At 47.6% G+C, this 18,680-nt stretch carries 17 protein-coding genes and 1 rRNA gene; 1 reads left to right on the top strand and 17 read right to left on the bottom strand.

The genetic code is table 11. The features are described 5' to 3' along the window. Nucleotides 1-4: 4 nt before the first annotated feature. From rlmB to MHH92_RS26930, 8 genes are all read right to left on the bottom strand, one after another. Entirely contained in the window at nucleotides 5-751 is a 747-nt protein-coding gene (gene rlmB / locus MHH92_RS26895) for a 23S rRNA (guanosine(2251)-2'-O)-methyltransferase RlmB (RefSeq protein WP_017692057.1), read from the bottom strand. A 43-nt stretch (nucleotides 752-794) separates the two neighbouring features. Next, nucleotides 795-1,274 carry a Mini-ribonuclease 3 gene (locus MHH92_RS26900; protein WP_036607160.1) on the bottom strand — a complete coding sequence of 160 codons (480 nt, stop codon included), beginning with the start codon at nucleotides 1,272-1,274 and terminating at the stop codon, nucleotides 795-797. Beyond that, complete coding sequence (gene cysS / locus MHH92_RS26905) at nucleotides 1,271-2,671, bottom strand: cysteine--tRNA ligase (RefSeq protein ID WP_091020524.1); 1,401 nt, start codon at nucleotides 2,669-2,671, stop codon at nucleotides 1,271-1,273. The genes MHH92_RS26900 and cysS overlap by 4 nt, the downstream gene beginning before the upstream one ends. Nucleotides 2,672-2,713: 42 nt before the next feature. Further along, nucleotides 2,714-3,373 (bottom strand): serine O-acetyltransferase, encoded by a 660-nt coding sequence (gene cysE, locus MHH92_RS26910; RefSeq protein WP_036607155.1) that lies wholly within the window; start codon nucleotides 3,371-3,373, stop codon nucleotides 2,714-2,716. Nucleotides 3,374-3,912: 539 nt separating this feature from the next. Further along, the gene (gltX, locus tag MHH92_RS26915) at nucleotides 3,913-5,370 is read right to left on the bottom strand and encodes a glutamate--tRNA ligase (protein WP_253503548.1); all 1,458 of its coding nucleotides are present in this window, start codon (nucleotides 5,368-5,370) and stop codon (nucleotides 3,913-3,915) included. A gap of 33 nt (nucleotides 5,371-5,403) precedes the next feature. Next, complete coding sequence (gene ispF / locus MHH92_RS26920) at nucleotides 5,404-5,880, bottom strand: 2-C-methyl-D-erythritol 2,4-cyclodiphosphate synthase (protein ID WP_017692052.1); 477 nt, start codon at nucleotides 5,878-5,880, stop codon at nucleotides 5,404-5,406. Then, nucleotides 5,877-6,572, bottom strand: a complete 696-nt coding sequence (ispD, locus tag MHH92_RS26925; protein ID WP_253503551.1) for a 2-C-methyl-D-erythritol 4-phosphate cytidylyltransferase — start codon at nucleotides 6,570-6,572, stop codon at nucleotides 5,877-5,879. Before ispD ends, ispF begins: the two co-directional genes overlap by 4 nt. A gap of 82 nt (nucleotides 6,573-6,654) precedes the next feature. Further along, nucleotides 6,655-7,740 (bottom strand): PIN/TRAM domain-containing protein, encoded by a 1,086-nt coding sequence (locus MHH92_RS26930; RefSeq protein WP_047841132.1) that lies wholly within the window; start codon nucleotides 7,738-7,740, stop codon nucleotides 6,655-6,657. A gap of 173 nt (nucleotides 7,741-7,913) precedes the next feature. Here MHH92_RS26930 and MHH92_RS26935 point away from each other — a divergent pair, with 173 nt between their 5' ends. Then, complete coding sequence (locus MHH92_RS26935) at nucleotides 7,914-8,309, top strand: hypothetical protein (protein ID WP_017692049.1); 396 nt, start codon at nucleotides 7,914-7,916, stop codon at nucleotides 8,307-8,309. Between the two features lie 126 nt (nucleotides 8,310-8,435). Here MHH92_RS26935 and pssA read toward each other — a convergent pair whose 3' ends face one another. The 9 genes from pssA to rrf form a co-directional block, all read right to left on the bottom strand. Beyond that, nucleotides 8,436-9,167 carry a CDP-diacylglycerol--serine O-phosphatidyltransferase gene (pssA, locus tag MHH92_RS26940; protein ID WP_017692048.1) on the bottom strand — a complete coding sequence of 244 codons (732 nt, stop codon included), beginning with the start codon at nucleotides 9,165-9,167 and terminating at the stop codon, nucleotides 8,436-8,438. Between the two features lie 45 nt (nucleotides 9,168-9,212). Then, a complete protein-coding gene (disA, locus tag MHH92_RS26945; RefSeq protein ID WP_047841130.1) occupies nucleotides 9,213-10,289 on the bottom strand; it encodes a DNA integrity scanning diadenylate cyclase DisA in 1,077 nt (358 codons plus the stop codon). A gap of 13 nt (nucleotides 10,290-10,302) precedes the next feature. Then, nucleotides 10,303-11,670: a DNA repair protein RadA gene (radA, locus tag MHH92_RS26950; protein ID WP_036671578.1), complete on the bottom strand. Its 1,368-nt coding sequence runs from the start codon at nucleotides 11,668-11,670 to the stop codon at nucleotides 10,303-10,305. 272 nt (nucleotides 11,671-11,942) lie between these two features. Then, nucleotides 11,943-14,405 (bottom strand): ATP-dependent Clp protease ATP-binding subunit, encoded by a 2,463-nt coding sequence (locus tag MHH92_RS26955; protein ID WP_036607223.1) that lies wholly within the window; start codon nucleotides 14,403-14,405, stop codon nucleotides 11,943-11,945. A gap of 184 nt (nucleotides 14,406-14,589) precedes the next feature. Further along, on the bottom strand, nucleotides 14,590-15,660 hold the full coding sequence (locus MHH92_RS26960) for a protein arginine kinase (RefSeq protein WP_036607140.1): 1,071 nt from the start codon (nucleotides 15,658-15,660) through the stop codon (nucleotides 14,590-14,592). 28 nt (nucleotides 15,661-15,688) lie between these two features. Continuing rightward, entirely contained in the window at nucleotides 15,689-16,213 is a 525-nt protein-coding gene (locus MHH92_RS26965; RefSeq protein ID WP_036607138.1) for a UvrB/UvrC motif-containing protein, read from the bottom strand. Between the two features lie 31 nt (nucleotides 16,214-16,244). Then, nucleotides 16,245-16,706, bottom strand: a complete 462-nt coding sequence (locus MHH92_RS26970; RefSeq protein ID WP_036607135.1) for a CtsR family transcriptional regulator — start codon at nucleotides 16,704-16,706, stop codon at nucleotides 16,245-16,247. Nucleotides 16,707-17,168: 462 nt separating this feature from the next. Continuing rightward, on the bottom strand, nucleotides 17,169-18,344 hold the full coding sequence (locus MHH92_RS26975; RefSeq protein WP_340907167.1) for a GNAT family N-acetyltransferase: 1,176 nt from the start codon (nucleotides 18,342-18,344) through the stop codon (nucleotides 17,169-17,171). Nucleotides 18,345-18,522: 178 nt separating this feature from the next. After that, a 5S ribosomal RNA gene (rrf, locus tag MHH92_RS26980) occupies nucleotides 18,523-18,639 on the bottom strand. Nucleotides 18,640-18,680 lie beyond the last annotated feature (41 nt).

An 18,680-nucleotide genomic window follows, 5' to 3' on the forward strand; every position in this document is an offset into this window, starting at 1 on the left:
CCTTCTATTCCTGCGCTTGACGCGAGCGGAGCACTTCGTACATGACAACCCCCGCTGCCACGGAAGCATTCAGGGAATTAATCTGACCTTGCATTGGTAGTTTGATCAGCACATCGCATTTCTCACGAATAAGTCGTCCCATTCCCTTGTTCTCATTTCCGATTACCAATGCCACAGGGCCAGTAAAGACTCCATTACCAAAGACACCTTCATGAGCCGTGACATCTGTCCCTACAACCCATACACCTTCCTCTTTGAGGCGATCGATGGTCTGTCCAAGATTACTTACCCGAGCCACTGGCACGTACTCCACAGCGCCTGCTGATGTTTTGGATACTGTCACGGTTACCGCTGCCGAGCGACGTTTCGGTACAATGACGCCATGCGCACCCGTGCAATCTGCTGTCCGCAAAATGGACCCCAGGTTATGAGGATCTTCAATCTCATCCAACAGAATCAGGAAAGGATGCTCATTCTTCGCTTTTGCTGCGGCAAGAATGTCTTCCACCTCCACATAAGCGTAAGGTGCCGCTTGAGCAACTACCCCCTGATGCTGAATGCCTGGTACCGTTTGATCCAGCTTACGCTTGTCCACGTGTTGAATGACAATACCTAGTTTTTTAGCTTCCGAGATAATAGGTTGAGTCAGATGTTTCTGTGCTGTATCGGCAATCCATATTTTATTAATGGTCCGGCCTGAACGCAGCGCCTCCGTCACGGAGTGTTTACCGGCGATCCATTCTTCTTCCATCGTTGTTCGATCCTCTCTGTAATGCGTTGTTTTGTTGAAATTTCTATTTTTTTGTCGGTGATGGCGATTGTTGTTCCGCGTGCTCAATGCCAAGCCCGATCAGTTCAATCATGCGATCATGATGACCACTGCTGTAGAGGTAACCAATGAGACATTCAAAAGCCGTGGCATGTCTGTATTCCAACACATCTGCATTTTTGGGTACACTACCCGACTTGGCATTCCGCCCTTGCCGGACGATATCACGTTCTTCCTCTGTCAGTTCAGCCTCAATCGTTGTAAGTATGCGGCTCTGTGCCTTCGCTGATACCAACCCGGTTGCACTACGGTGCAAATGATTGGGACGCATGTTGGCCTTCGACAACAGATATTGACGAACAGCTACCTCATATACCGCATCACCAATATAGGCCAGTGCAATAGGTGGAATCAACCTCGCAGGTCTGGAAGGAGGATATGGGAACCATCCTCCCTCTGTGACCTGCTCCTGTTGTTTTGGTGTATTTGGATGTCCCTCGCTCATTTGCGCCGCCATCTCATGCCCTGCGCCGTATCTTCAAGCAGAATGCCACGTGCAGACAATTCATCGCGAATTTCATCCGCTCTTGCCCAGTTTTTGGACTTGCGCGCTTCTACACGCTCTTCAATCAGACGTTCTACTTCCTCATCCAGAAGTTCTGGCTCTGCGTCAGTATAGATGCGCAGCACAGCATTCAATTCACTGAACAATTCGAGGAGTGCACGAATGTCTGCCGCATTAACTACTTCTTGCTGCAACAGTTGGTTGGCTTCCCCTGCCCACTCAAACATCGCAGTGATCGCATCAGGAGTATTGAAATCGTCCTGCATCTTTTCGTGATACTGCTGACGAATTTGGTCGAGTCTTGCCGCAAACTCTGCTGTGATATCCTGATCTACAGTCACCGCATTCAGACGATGATTCAGGTTACCTACCGCATTTGCAATCCGGTCCACACTGTTCTGTGCCTGCTCCATCGTATCATCCGTGAAGTTCAATGGGTTGCGGTAGTGGGTAGACAACATGAAATAACGAATCGCTTCGCGTTTATATTGATTCCGCAAGTCTTTAACCAGAACACCATTACCGAGTGATTTCGACATCTTCTCGTTATCAATCCGGATGAATCCATTATGCATCCAGTAGTTCGCAAGTGGTTTACCTGTTAACACCTCGGATTGGGCGCATTCGCACTCATGGTGCGGGAACTGCAAATCCTGTCCACCCCCGTGAATGTCCAGTGTATCCCCAAGGTACTCCCTAGCCATGGCGGAGCACTCAATATGCCAGCCTGGTCGACCATCGCCCCAAGGACTGGACCAATAGATCTCACCTGGTTTGGCAGCCTTCCAGAGCACAAAATCTTCGGGATGCTCTTTGCGCTCGTCCACACCCACACGGATTCCAAATTGCAGCTCCTGCAGGTTTTGTTTCGAAAGTTTGCCATATTCGCTGAATTTGCCTGTGCGATAATAGACGTCACCGCCATTTTCATACGCAAATCCTTTTTCAACCAGCTCACGGATAAAATCAATGATCAGCGGCATGTTTTCCGTTACTCTCGGATTGCTGCTTGCCTTGGGAATACCCAATCCCTCAAGGTCTTCATAATAGGCAGCAATAAATTTCTCAGCCACGTGAGGAACATCTGTTCCAAGTTGTTCTGCTTTGCGAATCAGCTTATCGTCCACATCCGTGAAGTTCACCACATAGTTCACATCATGTCCTGTCTGTTCCAGGTATCCACGAACCGTGTCGAAAAAGATAACCGGGCGTGCATTCCCGATATGAATGTAGTCATATACCGTTGGTCCGCAGACATACATCTTTACTTTCCCTGGCTCTTGAGGAACAAATTCCTCTTTGGTACGACTCATCGTATTATAAATCTGAAGCGTCATGGTCACTTATCCTTTCATCCTATACTGCCTTTATTTATTGTATCACGTATCACGCACAGTCTCATTTTCACGGGCATTTTGCAGTGTACGTACTTCTTCCTGCAATCGTTCGAGTTCTTTTTGCATACCGCGCAAGGAGTCAACGACTGGATCGGGCAATTGCTGACTGAGGCGATCTACCCGTCGGCCATCCTGTTTAACAATTCTGCCCGGTATACCTACTACGGTACTATTGGAAGGGACCTCCTTAAGCACAACGGAGTTCGCACCAATGTTACATTGATCCCCCACGCTAAATGAACCGAGCACCTTGGCTCCGGATGAGATAACCACATTATTACCAATGGTGGGATGTCTCTTCCCTTTTTCTTTCCCTGTTCCGCCCAGGGTAACCCCCTGATAGATAACGACATCATCGCCAATCTCACATGTTTCTCCAATAACGACGCCCATCCCATGGTCAATAAACAACCGATTTCCGATCGTAGCTCCAGGATGTATCTCGATTCCTGTCATAAAACGGCTAACCTGCGAAATGAACCGGGCAACCGAGAACCATCTTCGCTTGTATAAAAAATGAGCGATCCGGTGTGCCCATATCGCATGCAGCCCTGAGTAGGTGAATACCACCTCAAACCAACCTCTGGCCGCCGGATCGTTTTCAAACACCGCCTGGATATCTGATCTGATCTTCTTGAACATGCTCGTTCCCCTCTTGTTCAGGTTCCCGTCCTCCGGCTTACCGGACGGCGCGTTCCTTGGTAGTGTACTGCACACTCGCCTAAACAAAAAAAACGCCCCTGCAGCATTTAGCTGCAGAGGCGTTTATCGCGGTCCCACTCTGCTCGGTCCATTCTTAAATAGAATGAGCCCTCAAGCGGTTTGGTAACGGAAACCAATCGTCACAACCTATCCTAACGTTTTCCCATGTCATGATCGACAAAGGCGGGGCCGGATTCGGCTGTGCAGCTCACGGGCGCATTTCGGCTGATGGACAGTGGATGGTTCACAGCCACCGCAACCAAAGAAATCTCTCTTTGCTGCGGGACCATCCTCTCTGATTCTGTCCGGGTCAGTCTACTCCTCCCGATCTTTGCTGTTCTATTAGATAAATCATATCAATTATTCGTTGTGTTGTTATTATAGCGAAAAGGCCTCAGACTGACAACAGCCTCCTACGTAATCCATCCATCGTAGGACTGTGTTCAGATTCCAAATAAACGGAATGTCTTCTACTAAAATTATTTTACTTGTGCAAGCAAACGTTCGATCACCGTATCACGACCCAGAAGTACGATCGTTTGGTTCAGATCCCGTCCATGCGTCTGTCCAGTCAAGGCTACACGAATTGGCATAAAGAGCTGTTTGCCCTTAAAGCCGGTCTCTTTCTGTACTTCCTTGATCAATGCAGCCATTTTGCTTGGAGTAAACTCTTCGCTCGCCTGTACTTTATCCGCAAATGCCTTCAGTACGGTTGGCACCTGCTCCTCAGCAAGCACTGCTTCTCCTTCACTTTCAAGCTCCAGATTGGAACGGAAGAATACTTCCGACAATTCGACAATATCGGAGGCAGAATTCATCTGCTCTTGGTACAGGTGTACCAGAGTATAAGCCCATTCTTTTTGTTCAGCAGACAGCTCGGAAGAAATACGTCCAGCCTTTTGCAGATGCGGAATGGCCATTTCGGCAATACGTTCCGGGTCAGCATGTTTGATATAATGGTTGTTCAAGTGCGCCAGCTTGTGGGTATCAAATACCGCAGGGCTCTTGGACAGACGTTTCGTATCAAAAATGGAGATCAGTTGCTCTTGCGAGAAGATCTCTTCTTCCCCTTCCGGCGACCAGCCGAGTAAGGAAATAAAGTTAAACATCGCTTCAGGCAAATAGCCGAGCTGATCATACTGCTCAATAAACTGGATAACGGACTCATCCCGTTTACTCAGCTTCTTGTGATTTTCATTCACGATCAACGTCATATGACCGAATTGCGGTGGCTCCCAGCCAAGCGCTTCATAGATCATCAGTTGACGCGGCGTGTTCGAGATGTGATCTTCCCCACGCAGGACGTGGGAGATCTTCATCAAGTGATCATCCACAGCAACGGCATAGTTGTATGTGGGAATGCCGTCTTTTTTCACAATGACGAAGTCACCGGATTCCTTGCTGTTGAACGAGATTGTGCCTTTAACCATATCATCAAACATATATGTGCGCTCTTCCGGCACACGGAAACGAATACTCGCTACGCGGCCTTCCGTTTCAAACGCACTAATTTGCTCTGGAGTCAGGTCACGGTGTTTGCCAGAATAACGCGGCGTTTCTCCACGTGCTGACTGTTCCTCGCGCTCTTGCTCCAATTCTTCTTCCGTGCAGAAGCAACGGTAAGCCAGACCTTTATCCAGCAATTCCTGCGTATATTTACGATAGAGGTCCAGACGTTCCGTTTGACGGTATGGTCCGTATTCTCCGCCCACGTCAATACTTTCGTCCCACTCAATTCCGAGCCATTTCAGGTATTTCAGTTGGCTTTCTTCACCACCGGCAATATTCCGTTTCACGTCCGTATCTTCAATACGAATAATGAATTTACCGTTATTATGTTTGGCATATAAATAGTTAAACAACGCCGTACGGGCATTCCCGATATGCAGGTGTCCCGTTGGGCTCGGCGCGTAACGCACACGAATATCCGTGCTCATATGATCCCCTCCGTCACTAATTGATTGATGATATCACACACGTACAAGGCAAACAACGGATTGAGCGGCAATGCCCTCTCCCCGTCCCGGGAATCCCAGTTGCTCTGTTGTTGTTGCTTTCACGTTCACCTGTGTTACATCCGCTTCCAGTGCCTTGGCAATAACCTCAGCCATCTGTGGGATATAAGGAGCCATCTTTGGCTTCTGGGCAATAATCGTTGAATCAATATTCCCTAGCTTATACCCGCGATCCTTCACAAGCTGCCATACATGCTCCAGCAATTTCAGGCTGTCGGCATCTTTGAATTCCGGATCGGTATCCGGGAAGTGTTTGCCAATATCCCCAAGTGCCAGTGCACCCAAAATGGCATCACTGATCGCGTGCAACAGCACGTCTGCGTCCGAGTGACCCAGCAGACCTTTTTCATAAGGAATCGTTACTCCGCCAATAATACACGGGCGTCCCTCTACCAGCTGATGTACATCAAATCCCTGTCCTACACGTATCATCGCTTCTTCTCTCCCCCCAGCAAAAACGCAGCATATTGCAAATCTTCCGGCGTTGTTAATTTGATATTGGTATAATTGCCTTCCACAACCTTGACCGACATTCCCTGACGTTCAGCCAGCATGGCATCATCTGTTCCCAGAAATCCGTCCTGCTCAGCTGATTCGTAGGCGGAGAGCAGGGAAGAAAGACGAAAAGCCTGCGGGGTTTGAATGCTCCACAGACTGCTGCGGTCTGGCGTCGCCGTAACGACTCCTTCCGCATTCACTTGTTTGATCGTATCCTTCACGGGAACCGCTAGCACAGCTGCTCCACCACCGGATATGGCGGCCGCCATGCATCCCTTGATCTGCTCATGGTTCACAAAAGGACGTACCCCGTCGTGAACGAGAACCCAATCCGTCCCAAGTGCCTCAAGGCCTTTATGGACAGAATGTTGTCTCTCTTTCCCTCCGGGGATAACACGGACACGTGAATCCAGTTGGTATTCTTTTACCCAATCCTGGCAACGTTCAACATCTGCGGTTCCTGTGACCAGCACCATCTCGCGGATCTCGTCCAGTGCAGCAAATACCTCAAGCGTATGTATGAAAACGGGCTTGTCCTGCAGCAACAGAAACTGTTTGCTCTCGGTCGTCCCCATCCGGGTTCCGCGACCTGCTGCCACAATGACAACGCCCCACCCTTTATCCATGCCGCAATCCCTGCCTTGTCTGTCAGTTTATCGTCCAAAGATATACAATATCATTCAACGATACACTACCCATCATACCGCTTTATTGGGCTTTTTCCAACAGTTTCGGCTTGGCAAAAATCATTCGTCCCGCTGAAGTCTGCAACACACTGGTCACCAGCACTTCCATCATCATGCCGATATACTCACGTCCGCCCTCCACAACAATCATTGTGCCATCATCCAGATAGGCTACACCTTGACCATGCTCCTTGCCATCCTTGATGATCTGCACCATGATCTCCTCACCTGGCAGAACAACTGGCTTAACCGCATTGGCGAGATCATTAATGTTCAACACAGATACACCCTGGAGTTCGCACACTTTGTTCAGGTTAAAGTCATTGGTGACCACTTTGCCCTGAAGCACTTTAGCCAGTTTAACCAGTTTGCTGTCCACCTCGGAGATTTCCTCGAAATCCCCCTCGTAGATCAGAACTTTTACATCGAGTTCCTTCTGGATTTTGTTCAAAATGTCCAGTCCACGACGTCCTCTGTTCCGCTTGAGCAGATCCGATGAATCAGCAATATGTTGTAACTCCTCCAGAACAAATTCCGGAATTACGATCGTGCCTTCAATAAATCCGGTTTTGCATATATCAGCGATACGCCCATCGATAATAACACTGGTATCCAGAATTTTATGTTCTTCCATCCGTCTATCCTCGTCCACCTCGGGATGACCCCATCGTCCAGACATCCAGAAGGCCCCCAGATCGTCTTTCTTCGCCATGGCAAGGGTATAACCGGAATAAGCACTAATCACCGTCAGCGCCACTTGCAGCACTTCTCCTGCCGTCCCCATCCATCCCACAACAGGGTAAAGTAACAAGGCCACGAGCAATCCTGCAACGGTACCTGCAGCACCTGCAGCCAATTCGTTCATAGGTACTTTTGCCAATGAATCAATTCCACTATGCAGCCTGTCTGCCATCAATGTTCCACCAATATTACATACAGCCATAAACATTACAGCTCCCAGCAGCGTCGATATACCAGCTCCCAGTAATCCTGCTGACTGAATCCACTCCGCCATCCATGGGACCGATTTTCCTGCCAGATGATATGCCGTGTAGCCGAACCATGCACCGCACAATCCTGTAAAAGTTAAAATGCCTTTTTTCCACATTAGTCCCTGCACCTCCTTCAATGTATCTTGATCTTTATATCCAGTATGATCCAATTCCTGAATTGCTAATCCCATCTGGAAGAACTTTTTGGAAATGTTGCAATCGTCAGTTGAAAGTAGGTAAATTATTGGCATATAATGAATTCAATTCATATCCCGAGGTGAGTGGCAAAATGAGTACGCTAAGTTTACAGGCTTTCCAGGATCAAGTTTCTGAACTGTTGTTGCGTCATCGCAGCCTGATTGATGTACTGTCCAAAACGGGACAAGCCGGAGCGTCTGTTAACCGTGCCGTGTCCAAAGCCATTACCGAATGCGGCTGCATCGAGCTGCACGCCACCAAGCAGAAATATGCCCCGGAGAGCGATATTGCTCAAACCAAGGGCCTGCTGGAAACGCATGTGGAAGGTGAGTTGTGTGAGAACTGCAGAGAGGTCATCAGCTCTGAGCTAGGGCGGAACCTGTTCTACATGTCGGCTCTCTGCAATCTGCTGGACATTAACATGGAAGAGGTCGTAAATCACGAATCACAGAAGTGTTCAACGTTAGGGATGTTTAATCTGTCGTAAGAAGATATGTATGTCGTCCGTAAGGGTTTCTTTTACCGTAAATAGATCTCAATAAACAAAAAGCACGCATTCTCCAGTTCAGGAGAGTACGTGCTTTCTTTGTATAGTGTCTGTCCCCAAGGCGACTTAACGATCGGAAGGACGGGAAGATTTCTCATCCTTGCGCTTTTTCGCCCGACTACGCGAGGCCGCTGTTCGCACATTATGCTTCATTCCATACAAGGCGTATAACACCAGCGGAATAAAGATCAACTTGGATAACTGCTCCGGGAAAATAACGGCTACGGCTATGGCAAATAACACAACCCATGGTGCGATCCAGATTGCCTTGCGTGGCAAACCGACCTTTTTGAAATTGGGATATTTAAGCGAACTCACCATCAGATACGATAACAGCAATGTAGCAATCATCATACTAACCGGGCCAATATCCTTATTGAACAAGGACAGTGTGGCCAGTACCCCGCCGGCTGCCGGAATCGGCAGACCTGTGAAGTATCCGGGAATTCCCGGACGAACGTTAAACCGTGCAAGACGAATGGCTCCACAGATGGGAAAAGCCGCTGTTGCGATCCAGGCGAGGATCGGCATCGAATCTTGAAATGACACCATAAATATGATCAGGGCTGGTGCTGCACCAAAGGAAACCATGTCAGACAAGGAATCCAGTTCCTTGCCAAATTCACTTTGAGCATTGAGTGCACGTGCCACTCGGCCATCCAGACCATCTAGCAACATCGCTACTATGACCATAATGGCAGCCAAACTGTAATTTCCATCAATCGCAAGCAAAATTGCCATCATTCCAAGAAACAGATTACCCAGGGTAAAGAGATTCGGAATGAATCTGGTTAGCATCGTTGTTTCACCTCATCCATTTCAAGCCTTTATATAGGCAAACCCTTACATCTGTCTGTCGATAAACATTTGCTCCTGCAAACGTTTGAGGCCTTCCTTAATGGTCCGGGCACGAACTTCACCAATACCGTCCACTTCGTCCAGTTCTTCAATTGTAGCCATAATAACATGAGGCAATTGTTCGAATTGATCCACCAGATTATGGATAATGACATTGGGCAGGCGGGGGATCTTATTTAATACCCGGAATCCACGAGGGGCAACCGAATCCTCAGAAGTAGCCGCTGATGATGGATACCCGAGCAGACGGACAATATGATGTGCATCCAGCAACTCATCGTCCGACAATCTTTTCAGTCCCACGATAATTTCACGGATTTTGTCATCACTGTCGTCACGGGCATAGTCTTTATACAATAACCAGGCTTCTTCTTCCGTTGTACCCACGAGTTCTTCCATTTGCATGGAAATGAGTCGTCCCTCATTCCCGAGTTCATGAATGTAACGTTTGATTTCCGTTTTGATCCGCATCACCATTTCGGTACGCTGAATCACATTAACCACTTCAGGAATCGTCACCAGTTCCTCAAATTCCGAAGCACTCAGATTCGTAAGGGACTGTGTTAATACCGCTTTGTATTTCTCAAGGGTTTGAATCGCTTGATTCGCTTTGGTCAAAATAACCCCGATTTCCTTGAGGGAATAACGAAGTGTTCCCTGATACAAGGTAATGATATTCCGGCGCTGTGATATGGATACGACCAATTTACCCGTTTGCTTTGCTACACGCTCTGCCGTCCGGTGACGAATCCCCGTCTCTGATGAAGAGATCGAAGAGTCAGGGATTAACTGGGTATTGGCGTAAAGAATACGCTTCAAATCCTCGCTAAGAATAATGGCTCCATCCATCTTGGCGAGTTCGTACAGGTAGTTTGGGGAGAAATCACAGTTAATCGAGAATCCCCCATCCACCACTTCCATTACTTCAGGGCTGTATCCTACAACAAGCAGTGCGCCCGTCTTGGCGCGCAGCACATTTTCTAGACCTTCGCGGAAAGGTGTACCTGGTGCGATCAGCCTTAACAACTCATTCATATTATCCAGTTGGCTCATATCTTTCATCTTGTTATGCCCCCTAATCTAAAGCAACCGCTAGTGCATCTGCCACGGTATTCACACCGATCAGTTGTATCCCGCGAGGATGTTTCCAGCCCTTTAAGCTTTTTTCTGGTAAAATGACTCGTTTGAAGCCCAGCTTTGCTGCTTCCTTCACTCGTTGTTCGGCCCGTGATACGGCTCGAACTTCACCTGTCAGACCAATCTCGCCAAAGATGACGTCGTCTGGCTTGGTCGGCACATCTCTCAAACTGGATGCAATGCTGACGGCAACCGCCAAGTCTACAGCGGGCTCATCCAGCCTTACTCCTCCAGCTACATTCAGATATGCATCCTGGGTCTGTAAGAACATACCCATTCGTTTCTCCAACACTGCAATAATCAGATTCAATCGATGCAGATCTACCCCTGTTGCCATACGGCGGGGAGAAGGAAAATGGGTCGTCGAGATCAACGCCTGTAATTCCACGAGCAGAGGACGTGTCCCCTCCATACTGGCAACTACCGTTGAACCTGCTACACCCAGTGGACGTTCCGACAAAAAGAGTTCGGACGGATTGCCCACCTCACGAAGTCCATCCTCGCCCATTTCAAAAATACCAATCTCATTGGTGGAACCAAAACGGTTCTTCACCGCACGCAACAGGCGATACGTATGATGCCGTTCTCCTTCAAAATAAAGCACGCAATCCACCATATGTTCTAACATACGTGGACCGGCAATGGCACCTTCTTTGGTAACATGCCCCACAAGAACCGTTGCAATGCCTCTGCCTTTTGCAATCCGCATGAACCTTGACGTACATTCCCTTACCTGTGCTACACTACCCGGCGCACTGGTAACTTCGGGAAGATATACCGTCTGAATGGAGTCGATGACCAGAAAATGCGGCTGGATCTGATCCACCGCTTCCTCTACACGTTCCATATTGGTTTCACACAGGACATACAACTCGGCAGAGAGTGCCCCGAGGCGGTCTGCCCGCAATTTGGTTTGCTTGACTGATTCCTCACCGGAAACATATAACACACGCAAACCCGAATGCGTCAAAGCATGGGACGTCTGCAACATCAACGTTGATTTACCAATACCCGGATCTCCGCCCACCAGAACGAGTGAACCCGGAACGATTCCGCCACCCAATACCCGGTTCAACTCTCCGATTCCAGTCTGTACACGCGGTTCCTGACCGCTATCTATATCTATGATAGGAAGCGGTTTATCTTTACTGTCAAACAGAGGAGAATTTCTCCCTTGTGTTTTGACCACCGTCTCTGTTTCTTCCACCATTGAATTCCATGACTGACAACCCGGACACTTACCGTACCACTTGGGGGCTTCATAGCCGCATTCCGTACATTGAAACTTGGTTTTAACTTTGGCCACTTCAGCACTCCTATAATTTAATTTTATAACAGCATTTTGCATTATTCGACGAATTTCACCCAAACTCCCTGACGTGCAGGGTTACTAAAAGTTTACCATTGTTTGAGATTTTTCGTAAAGGATTATCGCAAACTTTACACATGTTCCTGACATAATCATGTCCGTCTTCTGTCCAAAGTGCAAAAAATCCTCCCCGGCCGAAGCCGAGAAGGATTTGATTAAGGATTATGGATCAATACAAGCTGAAGTTTAACTCCAAAGCTTGCTGTATATTATTTAGTTTCGATTTCCTCATTGGACGGAACGACCACGTCTTTTTTCGTAACAGACAGTGCACCGTTCTCTTCGTCAATGAGCAATGAATCCCCTTTGGTTACGTTACCTGTGAGCAACTCTTCGGACAATTTGTCCTCGATATGCTTTTGGATTGCCCGACGAAGCGGACGCGCACCGTAAGCTGGATCAAAGCCTGACTTCGCAAGGAACGACTTGGCATTATCAGTGAGTTCGAAATCGACCTCATGTTCGAGCAGTCGTTTACGAAGTTCTTCACTCATAAGCGTAACAATTTCAGCGATGTGTTTTTCTTCGAGTGAATGGAACACGATAATTTCATCAATCCGGTTAAGGAACTCTGGACGGAAGCTTTTCTTCAGCTCATCCATCACTTTCCCCTTCATGTTGTCATAATCTGCTCCCGCATCTACAACTGCAGTGAAGCCCAGTGTAGAGTTACGTTTGATCGCTTCGGCACCCACGTTGGATGTTAGAATGATCAGCGTATTGCGGAAGTCAACGACGCGACCTTTGGAATCCGTCAGTCGACCATCCTCAAGCACTTGTAACAAGATATTGAATACTTCTGGATGTGCTTTCTCGATTTCATCGAGCAGGACTACGGAGTATGGTTTGCGACGAACTTTCTCTGTCAGCTGGCCACCTTCTTCGTACCCAACATATCCTGGAGGCGCTCCGACAAGTCGGGAAGTCGAGTGCTTCTCACCATACTCGGACATATCAATCCGGATTACTGCATTTTCATCGCCGAACATCGCTTCAGCCAGAGCACGAGCAAGTTCTGTTTTACCTACCCCTGTAGGGCCGAGGAAAATGAATGAACCCATCGGACGTTTTGGATCTTTAAGTCCCGCACGAGCACGACGAACCGCACGGCTGACAGACTTCACTGCCTCATCCTGACCGATGACACGTTCATGTAGAATAGACTCCAGATTCATCAGACGCTGTGTCTCTTCTTCTTTCAGTTGGTTCACAGGGATTCCTGTCCAGCTGGCTACCACTTGTGCGATATCCTCAGGAGTAACCTCGGAATCGGTGCGACCTTGTTTCTCTTTCCACTGGTTCTTCGTTACATCCAGCTCTTCACGGATTTTTTGTTCCGTATCACGCAGAGCTGCTGCTTTTTCGAACTCCTGACTTTGAACTGCAGCGTCTTTTTCCTTACGGATATCTTCCAGACGGCTTTCCAGTTGTTTCAGGTTTGGTGGGATCGTGTAAGAGTTCAATCTTACTTTGGAGCCCGCTTCATCAATCAGGTCAATCGCTTTGTCTGGCAAGAAACGGTCCGTAATGTAACGATCAGACAGTTTAACCGCCTGCACAATTGCTTCGTCCGTAATTTTCACGCGGTGATGCGCCTCATAACGGTCACGCAAGCCGTGCAAGATTTGAATCGCTTCTTCCGGAGAAGGCTGATCTACAGTAATCGGTTGGAAACGACGCTCAAGCGCTGCATCCTTCTCGATGTATTTACGATACTCATCCAGTGTTGTCGCACCGATACATTGCAATTCTCCACGGGCCAGAGCCGGTTTCAAAATGTTAGAAGCATCGATGGCACCTTCAGCTCCGCCTGCGCCAATCAAGGTATGCAATTCGTCGATAAACAGGACAATGTTACCTGCTTGGCGAATCTCATCCATGATTTTTTTCAGACGATCTTCGAACTCACCACGATATTTGGTTCCAGCGACTACAGAACCCATATCCAGGGTCATTACACGTTTGTCGCGCAATGTTTCCGGAATCTCATTTGCGATGATTTTTTGTGCAAGGCCTTCAGCAATCGCTGTTTTACCTACACCTGGCTCACCGATCAATACCGGGTTGTTCTTGGTACGACGGCTGAGCACCTGAATGACACGTTCAATTTCTTTGCTACGTCCAATGACTGGGTCCAGGTTGTTCTCTCTCGCATAAGCCGTGAGGTCACGTGCCAGACTGTCCAGCGTTGGTGTGCTGACATTGGCAGGTGTTCCATTATGACTGGATACAGCTTCACTGCTGCCAAGCAATTGCAGCACTTGTTGCCGTGCTTTGTTCAGGCTAATTCCTAGGTTATTGAGCACACGTGCTGCAACACCCTCGCCTTCACGAATCAATCCAAGCAGGATATGCTCTGTGCCTACATAAGTGTGGCCCAATTTACGAGCTTCATCCATAGACAGTTCAATTACTTTTTTCGCACGTGGCGTATATGCAATGTTGGTAGGTTGCTCTTGGCCACGGCCAATTAGCGTTTCTACTTCATCCTGAATTTTTTCCAATCCGAGTCCCAGGCCGATCAGTGCTTTGGCTGCGATGCCTTCGCCTTCACGAATGAGGCCGAGCAAAATATGCTCAGTACCGATGTTATTATGACCGAGACGGACAGCTTCTTCCTGCGCGAGTGCGAGCACCTTTTGGGCCCGTTCCGTAAATCTTCCAAACATCATATCTCCTGCACCTCCATGGTTTTGGATAAAACGAGGTCATGTAATGAAATAACCGTCGTATTCTTCATATCATTTTTGTTTGCAGCCGTGCTGCGAATAAAGTCATTCGGCATTCGTACATGCCTTATTATATAAAAGCCGCAATGCGGCATGAAACCATAATTCAATACAATATCAGGTTAAACTAGGACTGCTTCGCTGCATTGATCGTATCACGAATCAACTGAGCTCGGTAGATGTCACGCTCATCTGTGCGCATATCTTCCCCGAATGTTTTCTGCAAAAATCCCGGCTGTGTCATCACATTCAACTCATTCATTACCGTGATAGACAGTCCATCCAACAATCCGAGATCCACGCCAAGGCGTACATCCGATAAGCGCTGTGCAGCTTCCTTGGAATCAACAATAGCTGCATGAGACAATATGCCATAAGAACGCATGACCCGATCCGTAATCCGAAGTCTGGAGTCGGTAATTAACCGTTCTCTCGCTGTACGTTCATGACCAATCATCTGTAACACAACACCATGCAGGTTCTCGATGACTTCCTGTTCGGTCTGTCCCAAAGTAATCTGGTTCGAGATCTGGAACAGGTTACCCATCGCCTCGCTACCTTCACCGTATATCCCTCTTACCGTCAATCCCACTTGGGAAACTGCGGTTAGAATACGACCAATCTGTTGTGTCATCACCAGGGCAGGCAAGTGCATCATGACCGATGCTCTGACACCTGTACCTACATTGGTAGGGCAGCTAGTTAAGTATCCTCTGCGATCATCAAAAGCATAATCCACGTGCGCTTCAAAAGCATCATCTATTGCGGAAGCTTTCTCCCAGGCTTCTTTCACCTGAAACCCCGGATAGAGGCACTGGATACGAAGATGATCCTCTTCATTAATCATAATACTGACAGACTCATCCTCACTGAGAATAACCGCACCATTCCTGGATTCATTCGCAAGACTTGGACTGATGAGATGTTTCTCCACCAGCACCCGTTTGTCGAGTTCGTCAATATCGATCAGATCCAACGTATGAAAATCCCCAAAGGCATGAACGTCATCGTATTGAAGTACTTCGCTCAGCTTATTCAGCACCTCTTCCGATTGCTCATTGGAAGCCAGCATCGGAAACGGAACATGCTGAAGGTTGCGTGCAATCCGGACACGGCTGCTAATGACAATTTCGGAATCAGCCGCATCACTGCGCATCCAGTCGCTGAGCGCCTTCTCTGTAAAGCGCAGATTAGGCATTACGCATCCCTCCTACTCATGACAAACTTTACTCCTGAGCTATTCCTTTTTCAAGTCCTCTGATCTGGTCACGGATCTGAGCCGCCTCTTCAAATTCCTCTTGTGCGATGCTCTCTTGTAGCTCACGCTTCAGATCAGCAATTTGCCGTTTCACCTTGATGCGACCACCAGCTCGTGCAGGCACTTTGCCTACATGGGACGTATTACCATGAACCCGCTTGAACAAAGGATCCAGACGACTGTCAAAATATTTATAACATGAACTGCAGCCGAACCGGCCTATCTTACTAAATTGTGCGTACGTCATACCACACTCTTCACATTGAAGAGCTTTTGCAGGTGGTGTTCCTGCCGATCCACTTTTGCCGGCTGGATCAAAATCAAGCAATCCGGACAACAAGTTGTGAATGGAAAACCCGCCTGCTGTTCCAGGGATCATTTCCCCTTTTTCACGGGCACATGACTCACAAATATGGAATTCCGTCTTCTCTCCATTTACGATCTTAGTAAAATGAAGTGTCGCCGGACGTTTATTGCATTCTTGGCACAGCATATTGATGTACCTCCTTTGACCCCGATAGTTTTCATTTACCGAGCAAAGATATTAACATCGCCTTCAACATTCTGGCACGAATTTGATCCCGGTAAGGAAGTTTGACCAATATAACCTCTCTAGATACAGCAGCTCGCATCAACCCGGCTTCCCGCTTGCTCAAGAAGCGCGCTTCTTCCAATTGATAGATCAGACCTTCGGCAGCTGTCTGCCCGATCTCTTCACCAATACTATGGTGCAAATGATTATGCAGAGCTGATTGGGCCGGTAATTCAATGCGCTGTATGCGAACATAACCACCACCGCCGCGTTTACTCTCTACCAGGTATCCCTTCTCGAGTGTAAAACGTGTGCTGATGACATAATTGATCTGGGAAGGTACACATGAGAATTGATCTGCCAGATCATTACGCTGAATTTCAACCATTCCTTCGGGACTTTCATGCAAAATACTCTTCAGATATCGTTCGATAATATCAGAGATATTACGCATCCAATCATCCTCCACTGTCTGAAACGTTAAGTCAATAAGGACCCACACGCCCCCACAGAGTACACCTTCTCTACCCATTTAACCAATCAGGGAAACAGCGAATCTTGCTTCCACAGGTGTCAACAGGAGAGCGAAGGAAGCACGAAGGTCCTTTAATATTCCCTTGATCCTCCAATGAAATGAATCCCGTATATCGGCGATCATGCATCAGATTGTAGAAAGGAAAGCTACTTAAGTATTAAACCTTTAGTTGACTTTGACTTTCTTTGACTTTATAACCATTATAGCATATTTTGTGGTTTTGCCAAGTGGGGTCACTATTCATTTTTTACGATTTTACACGAAATATTCCCCGGACACAAAAAAACCTCTCCAAAATTGCTGGAGAAGTCCATTTGTCTTTCAATCACGCCGTATTTCTATATAAGCTAATCAAGTTAAATGGAGCAGTGGGAATAGTCATCAGAAGAAATCGAGCAAATAGGTTTCCCGTTCAGGAATCGCTTGTTCCAAAGCCTTGATTGCTGTGTTCGGTCCGTGAATTCTTCCGATTCGTGCCATTTCCGTTGGTCTGCGATATCCCATCAGCACCGCGGTAAGGGATTGAATATCCACCTTAATGGTCTGATCATCAGTAATTGGTTCCGAAGTTTTCCATATGGACGCTGTTCCGTTCATTGCCACGTTTAATTGCCATATCCCTTCATTCCATGGAGCGTGGGCATCTTCTACCTGAAGAACAATCTGCACCGGTGAGTCCTGGCTTGCAAATGGATACTGGGATATAAACTGCTCTACACTAACGATACGAGCCATAAAATAAGGTACAATCTCCTGCTGAATCCGTGGGTTATCCAATTGGAAGGCAAGCGTATCACTGGCAGGCGCCTGCAACGTAACTTCCTGGATCATGGAATCATGGTTAGCAATGAAGGTCCACAGCCCTTGCCTAGCCTCTTCATTCAGATAGATGATCTCTTTAATGGTAAATTTATTTTCCTTAACCTCATATAAAAGATAACCTTGTGCTGCATCAGCTTCATCATAATATACAGCCTTCTGGCTGGTCCCATTAACAAGAACTGAATTCTCCCACCTTGCATCATCCCGAACCAGAGTTCCGTTATAACGCTCAGCATACGCACTGTATACTTCCTTTAATATGCTGAGGCCCGGATCCCCACGCCGAATTGTTCCAGGTGTCGCTTTTTTCAGAGGCAAATGAGCTGTAGGTACTTTATAACGTTTAAATTCAACATACGTCTCCCATCCATACTTCCGATAGAAACCAAAAGAGAATGGATGCAAGAATGATATGCTCTGTTTGTTACGATTCATTTCTTCCAACGCATGCTTCAGCAGACCCGCTACCCAGCCTTTGCGTCTATACTCTGGCCAGGTGGCTACACCCGCAATACCGCCCATCTCGAACGATCTGCCATGAATATAGGTTTGGAAAGGAATGATGTGAAGTTTGGCTCCTAGCTGCCCGTCCTCATATACACCCCATATATCCTGTGACGAAAATTGACTGCGCCGTTTTTCTTTTTGTTCCTCGCTCATTACTACTTGAAAAGCATATTCGGAGAGTGCCATCGCTGGTTCAAAATCATCTACCGTCAATTTCTGAATTTCCATGTTGTCCTACACCCCATTCGCTAGAGTTATATCAATCCAAATCATGGCCTGATATGTGATATATGTACCCCTTAGAGTGTGTCAGAGGATTCTTACAAAGTCAAATAGGAGATGCTTTCGCATCCCCTAAAATAAACAAATAAAAACCACCACCGAATAACATCGGCAGTGGTTCTTCGCTTGGCGGCGTCCTACTCTCCCAGGACCCTGCGGTCCAAGTACCATCGGCGCTAGAGGGCTTAACGGTCGTGTTCGGGATGGGTACGTGTGGAACCCCTCCGCCATCGCCACCAAACGCATAGCATAGCTTACATTTCAGAGATCGTTCTCTGAAAA

The sequence above is a fragment of the Paenibacillus sp. FSL M7-1414 genome, from assembly GCF_038003195.1.
GTDB classification, from domain to species: domain Bacteria; phylum Bacillota; class Bacilli; order Paenibacillales; family Paenibacillaceae; genus Paenibacillus; species Paenibacillus amylolyticus.

What these genes read in the sequence shown, in the direction of transcription:
- rlmB (WP_017692057.1), bottom strand. Translation starts at nt 751, where the DNA reads ATGGAAGAAGAATGGATCGCCGGTAAACACTCCGTGACGGAGGCGCTG.
- MHH92_RS26900 (WP_036607160.1), bottom strand. Translation starts at nt 1,274, where the DNA reads ATGAGCGAGGGACATCCAAATACACCAAAACAACAGGAGCAGGTCACA.
- cysS (WP_091020524.1), bottom strand. Translation starts at nt 2,671, where the DNA reads ATGACGCTTCAGATTTATAATACGATGAGTCGTACCAAAGAGGAATTT.
- cysE (WP_036607155.1), bottom strand. Translation starts at nt 3,373, where the DNA reads ATGTTCAAGAAGATCAGATCAGATATCCAGGCGGTGTTTGAAAACGAT.
- gltX (WP_253503548.1), bottom strand. Translation starts at nt 5,370, where the DNA reads ATGAGCACGGATATTCGTGTGCGTTACGCGCCGAGCCCAACGGGACAC.
- ispF (WP_017692052.1), bottom strand. Translation starts at nt 5,880, where the DNA reads ATGATACGTGTAGGACAGGGATTTGATGTACATCAGCTGGTAGAGGGA.
- ispD (WP_253503551.1), bottom strand. Translation starts at nt 6,572, where the DNA reads ATGGATAAAGGGTGGGGCGTTGTCATTGTGGCAGCAGGTCGCGGAACC.
- MHH92_RS26930 (WP_047841132.1), bottom strand. Translation starts at nt 7,740, where the DNA reads ATGTGGAAAAAAGGCATTTTAACTTTTACAGGATTGTGCGGTGCATGG.
- MHH92_RS26935 (WP_017692049.1), top strand. Translation starts at nt 7,914, where the DNA reads ATGAGTACGCTAAGTTTACAGGCTTTCCAGGATCAAGTTTCTGAACTG.
- pssA (WP_017692048.1), bottom strand. Translation starts at nt 9,167, where the DNA reads ATGCTAACCAGATTCATTCCGAATCTCTTTACCCTGGGTAATCTGTTT.
- disA (WP_047841130.1), bottom strand. Translation starts at nt 10,289, where the DNA reads ATGAAAGATATGAGCCAACTGGATAATATGAATGAGTTGTTAAGGCTG.
- MHH92_RS26955 (WP_036607223.1), bottom strand. Translation starts at nt 14,405, where the DNA reads ATGATGTTTGGAAGATTTACGGAACGGGCCCAAAAGGTGCTCGCACTC.
- MHH92_RS26960 (WP_036607140.1), bottom strand. Translation starts at nt 15,660, where the DNA reads ATGCCTAATCTGCGCTTTACAGAGAAGGCGCTCAGCGACTGGATGCGC.
- MHH92_RS26965 (WP_036607138.1), bottom strand. Translation starts at nt 16,213, where the DNA reads ATGCTGTGCCAAGAATGCAATAAACGTCCGGCGACACTTCATTTTACT.
- MHH92_RS26970 (WP_036607135.1), bottom strand. Translation starts at nt 16,706, where the DNA reads ATGCGTAATATCTCTGATATTATCGAACGATATCTGAAGAGTATTTTG.
- MHH92_RS26975 (WP_340907167.1), bottom strand. Translation starts at nt 18,344, where the DNA reads ATGGAAATTCAGAAATTGACGGTAGATGATTTTGAACCAGCGATGGCA.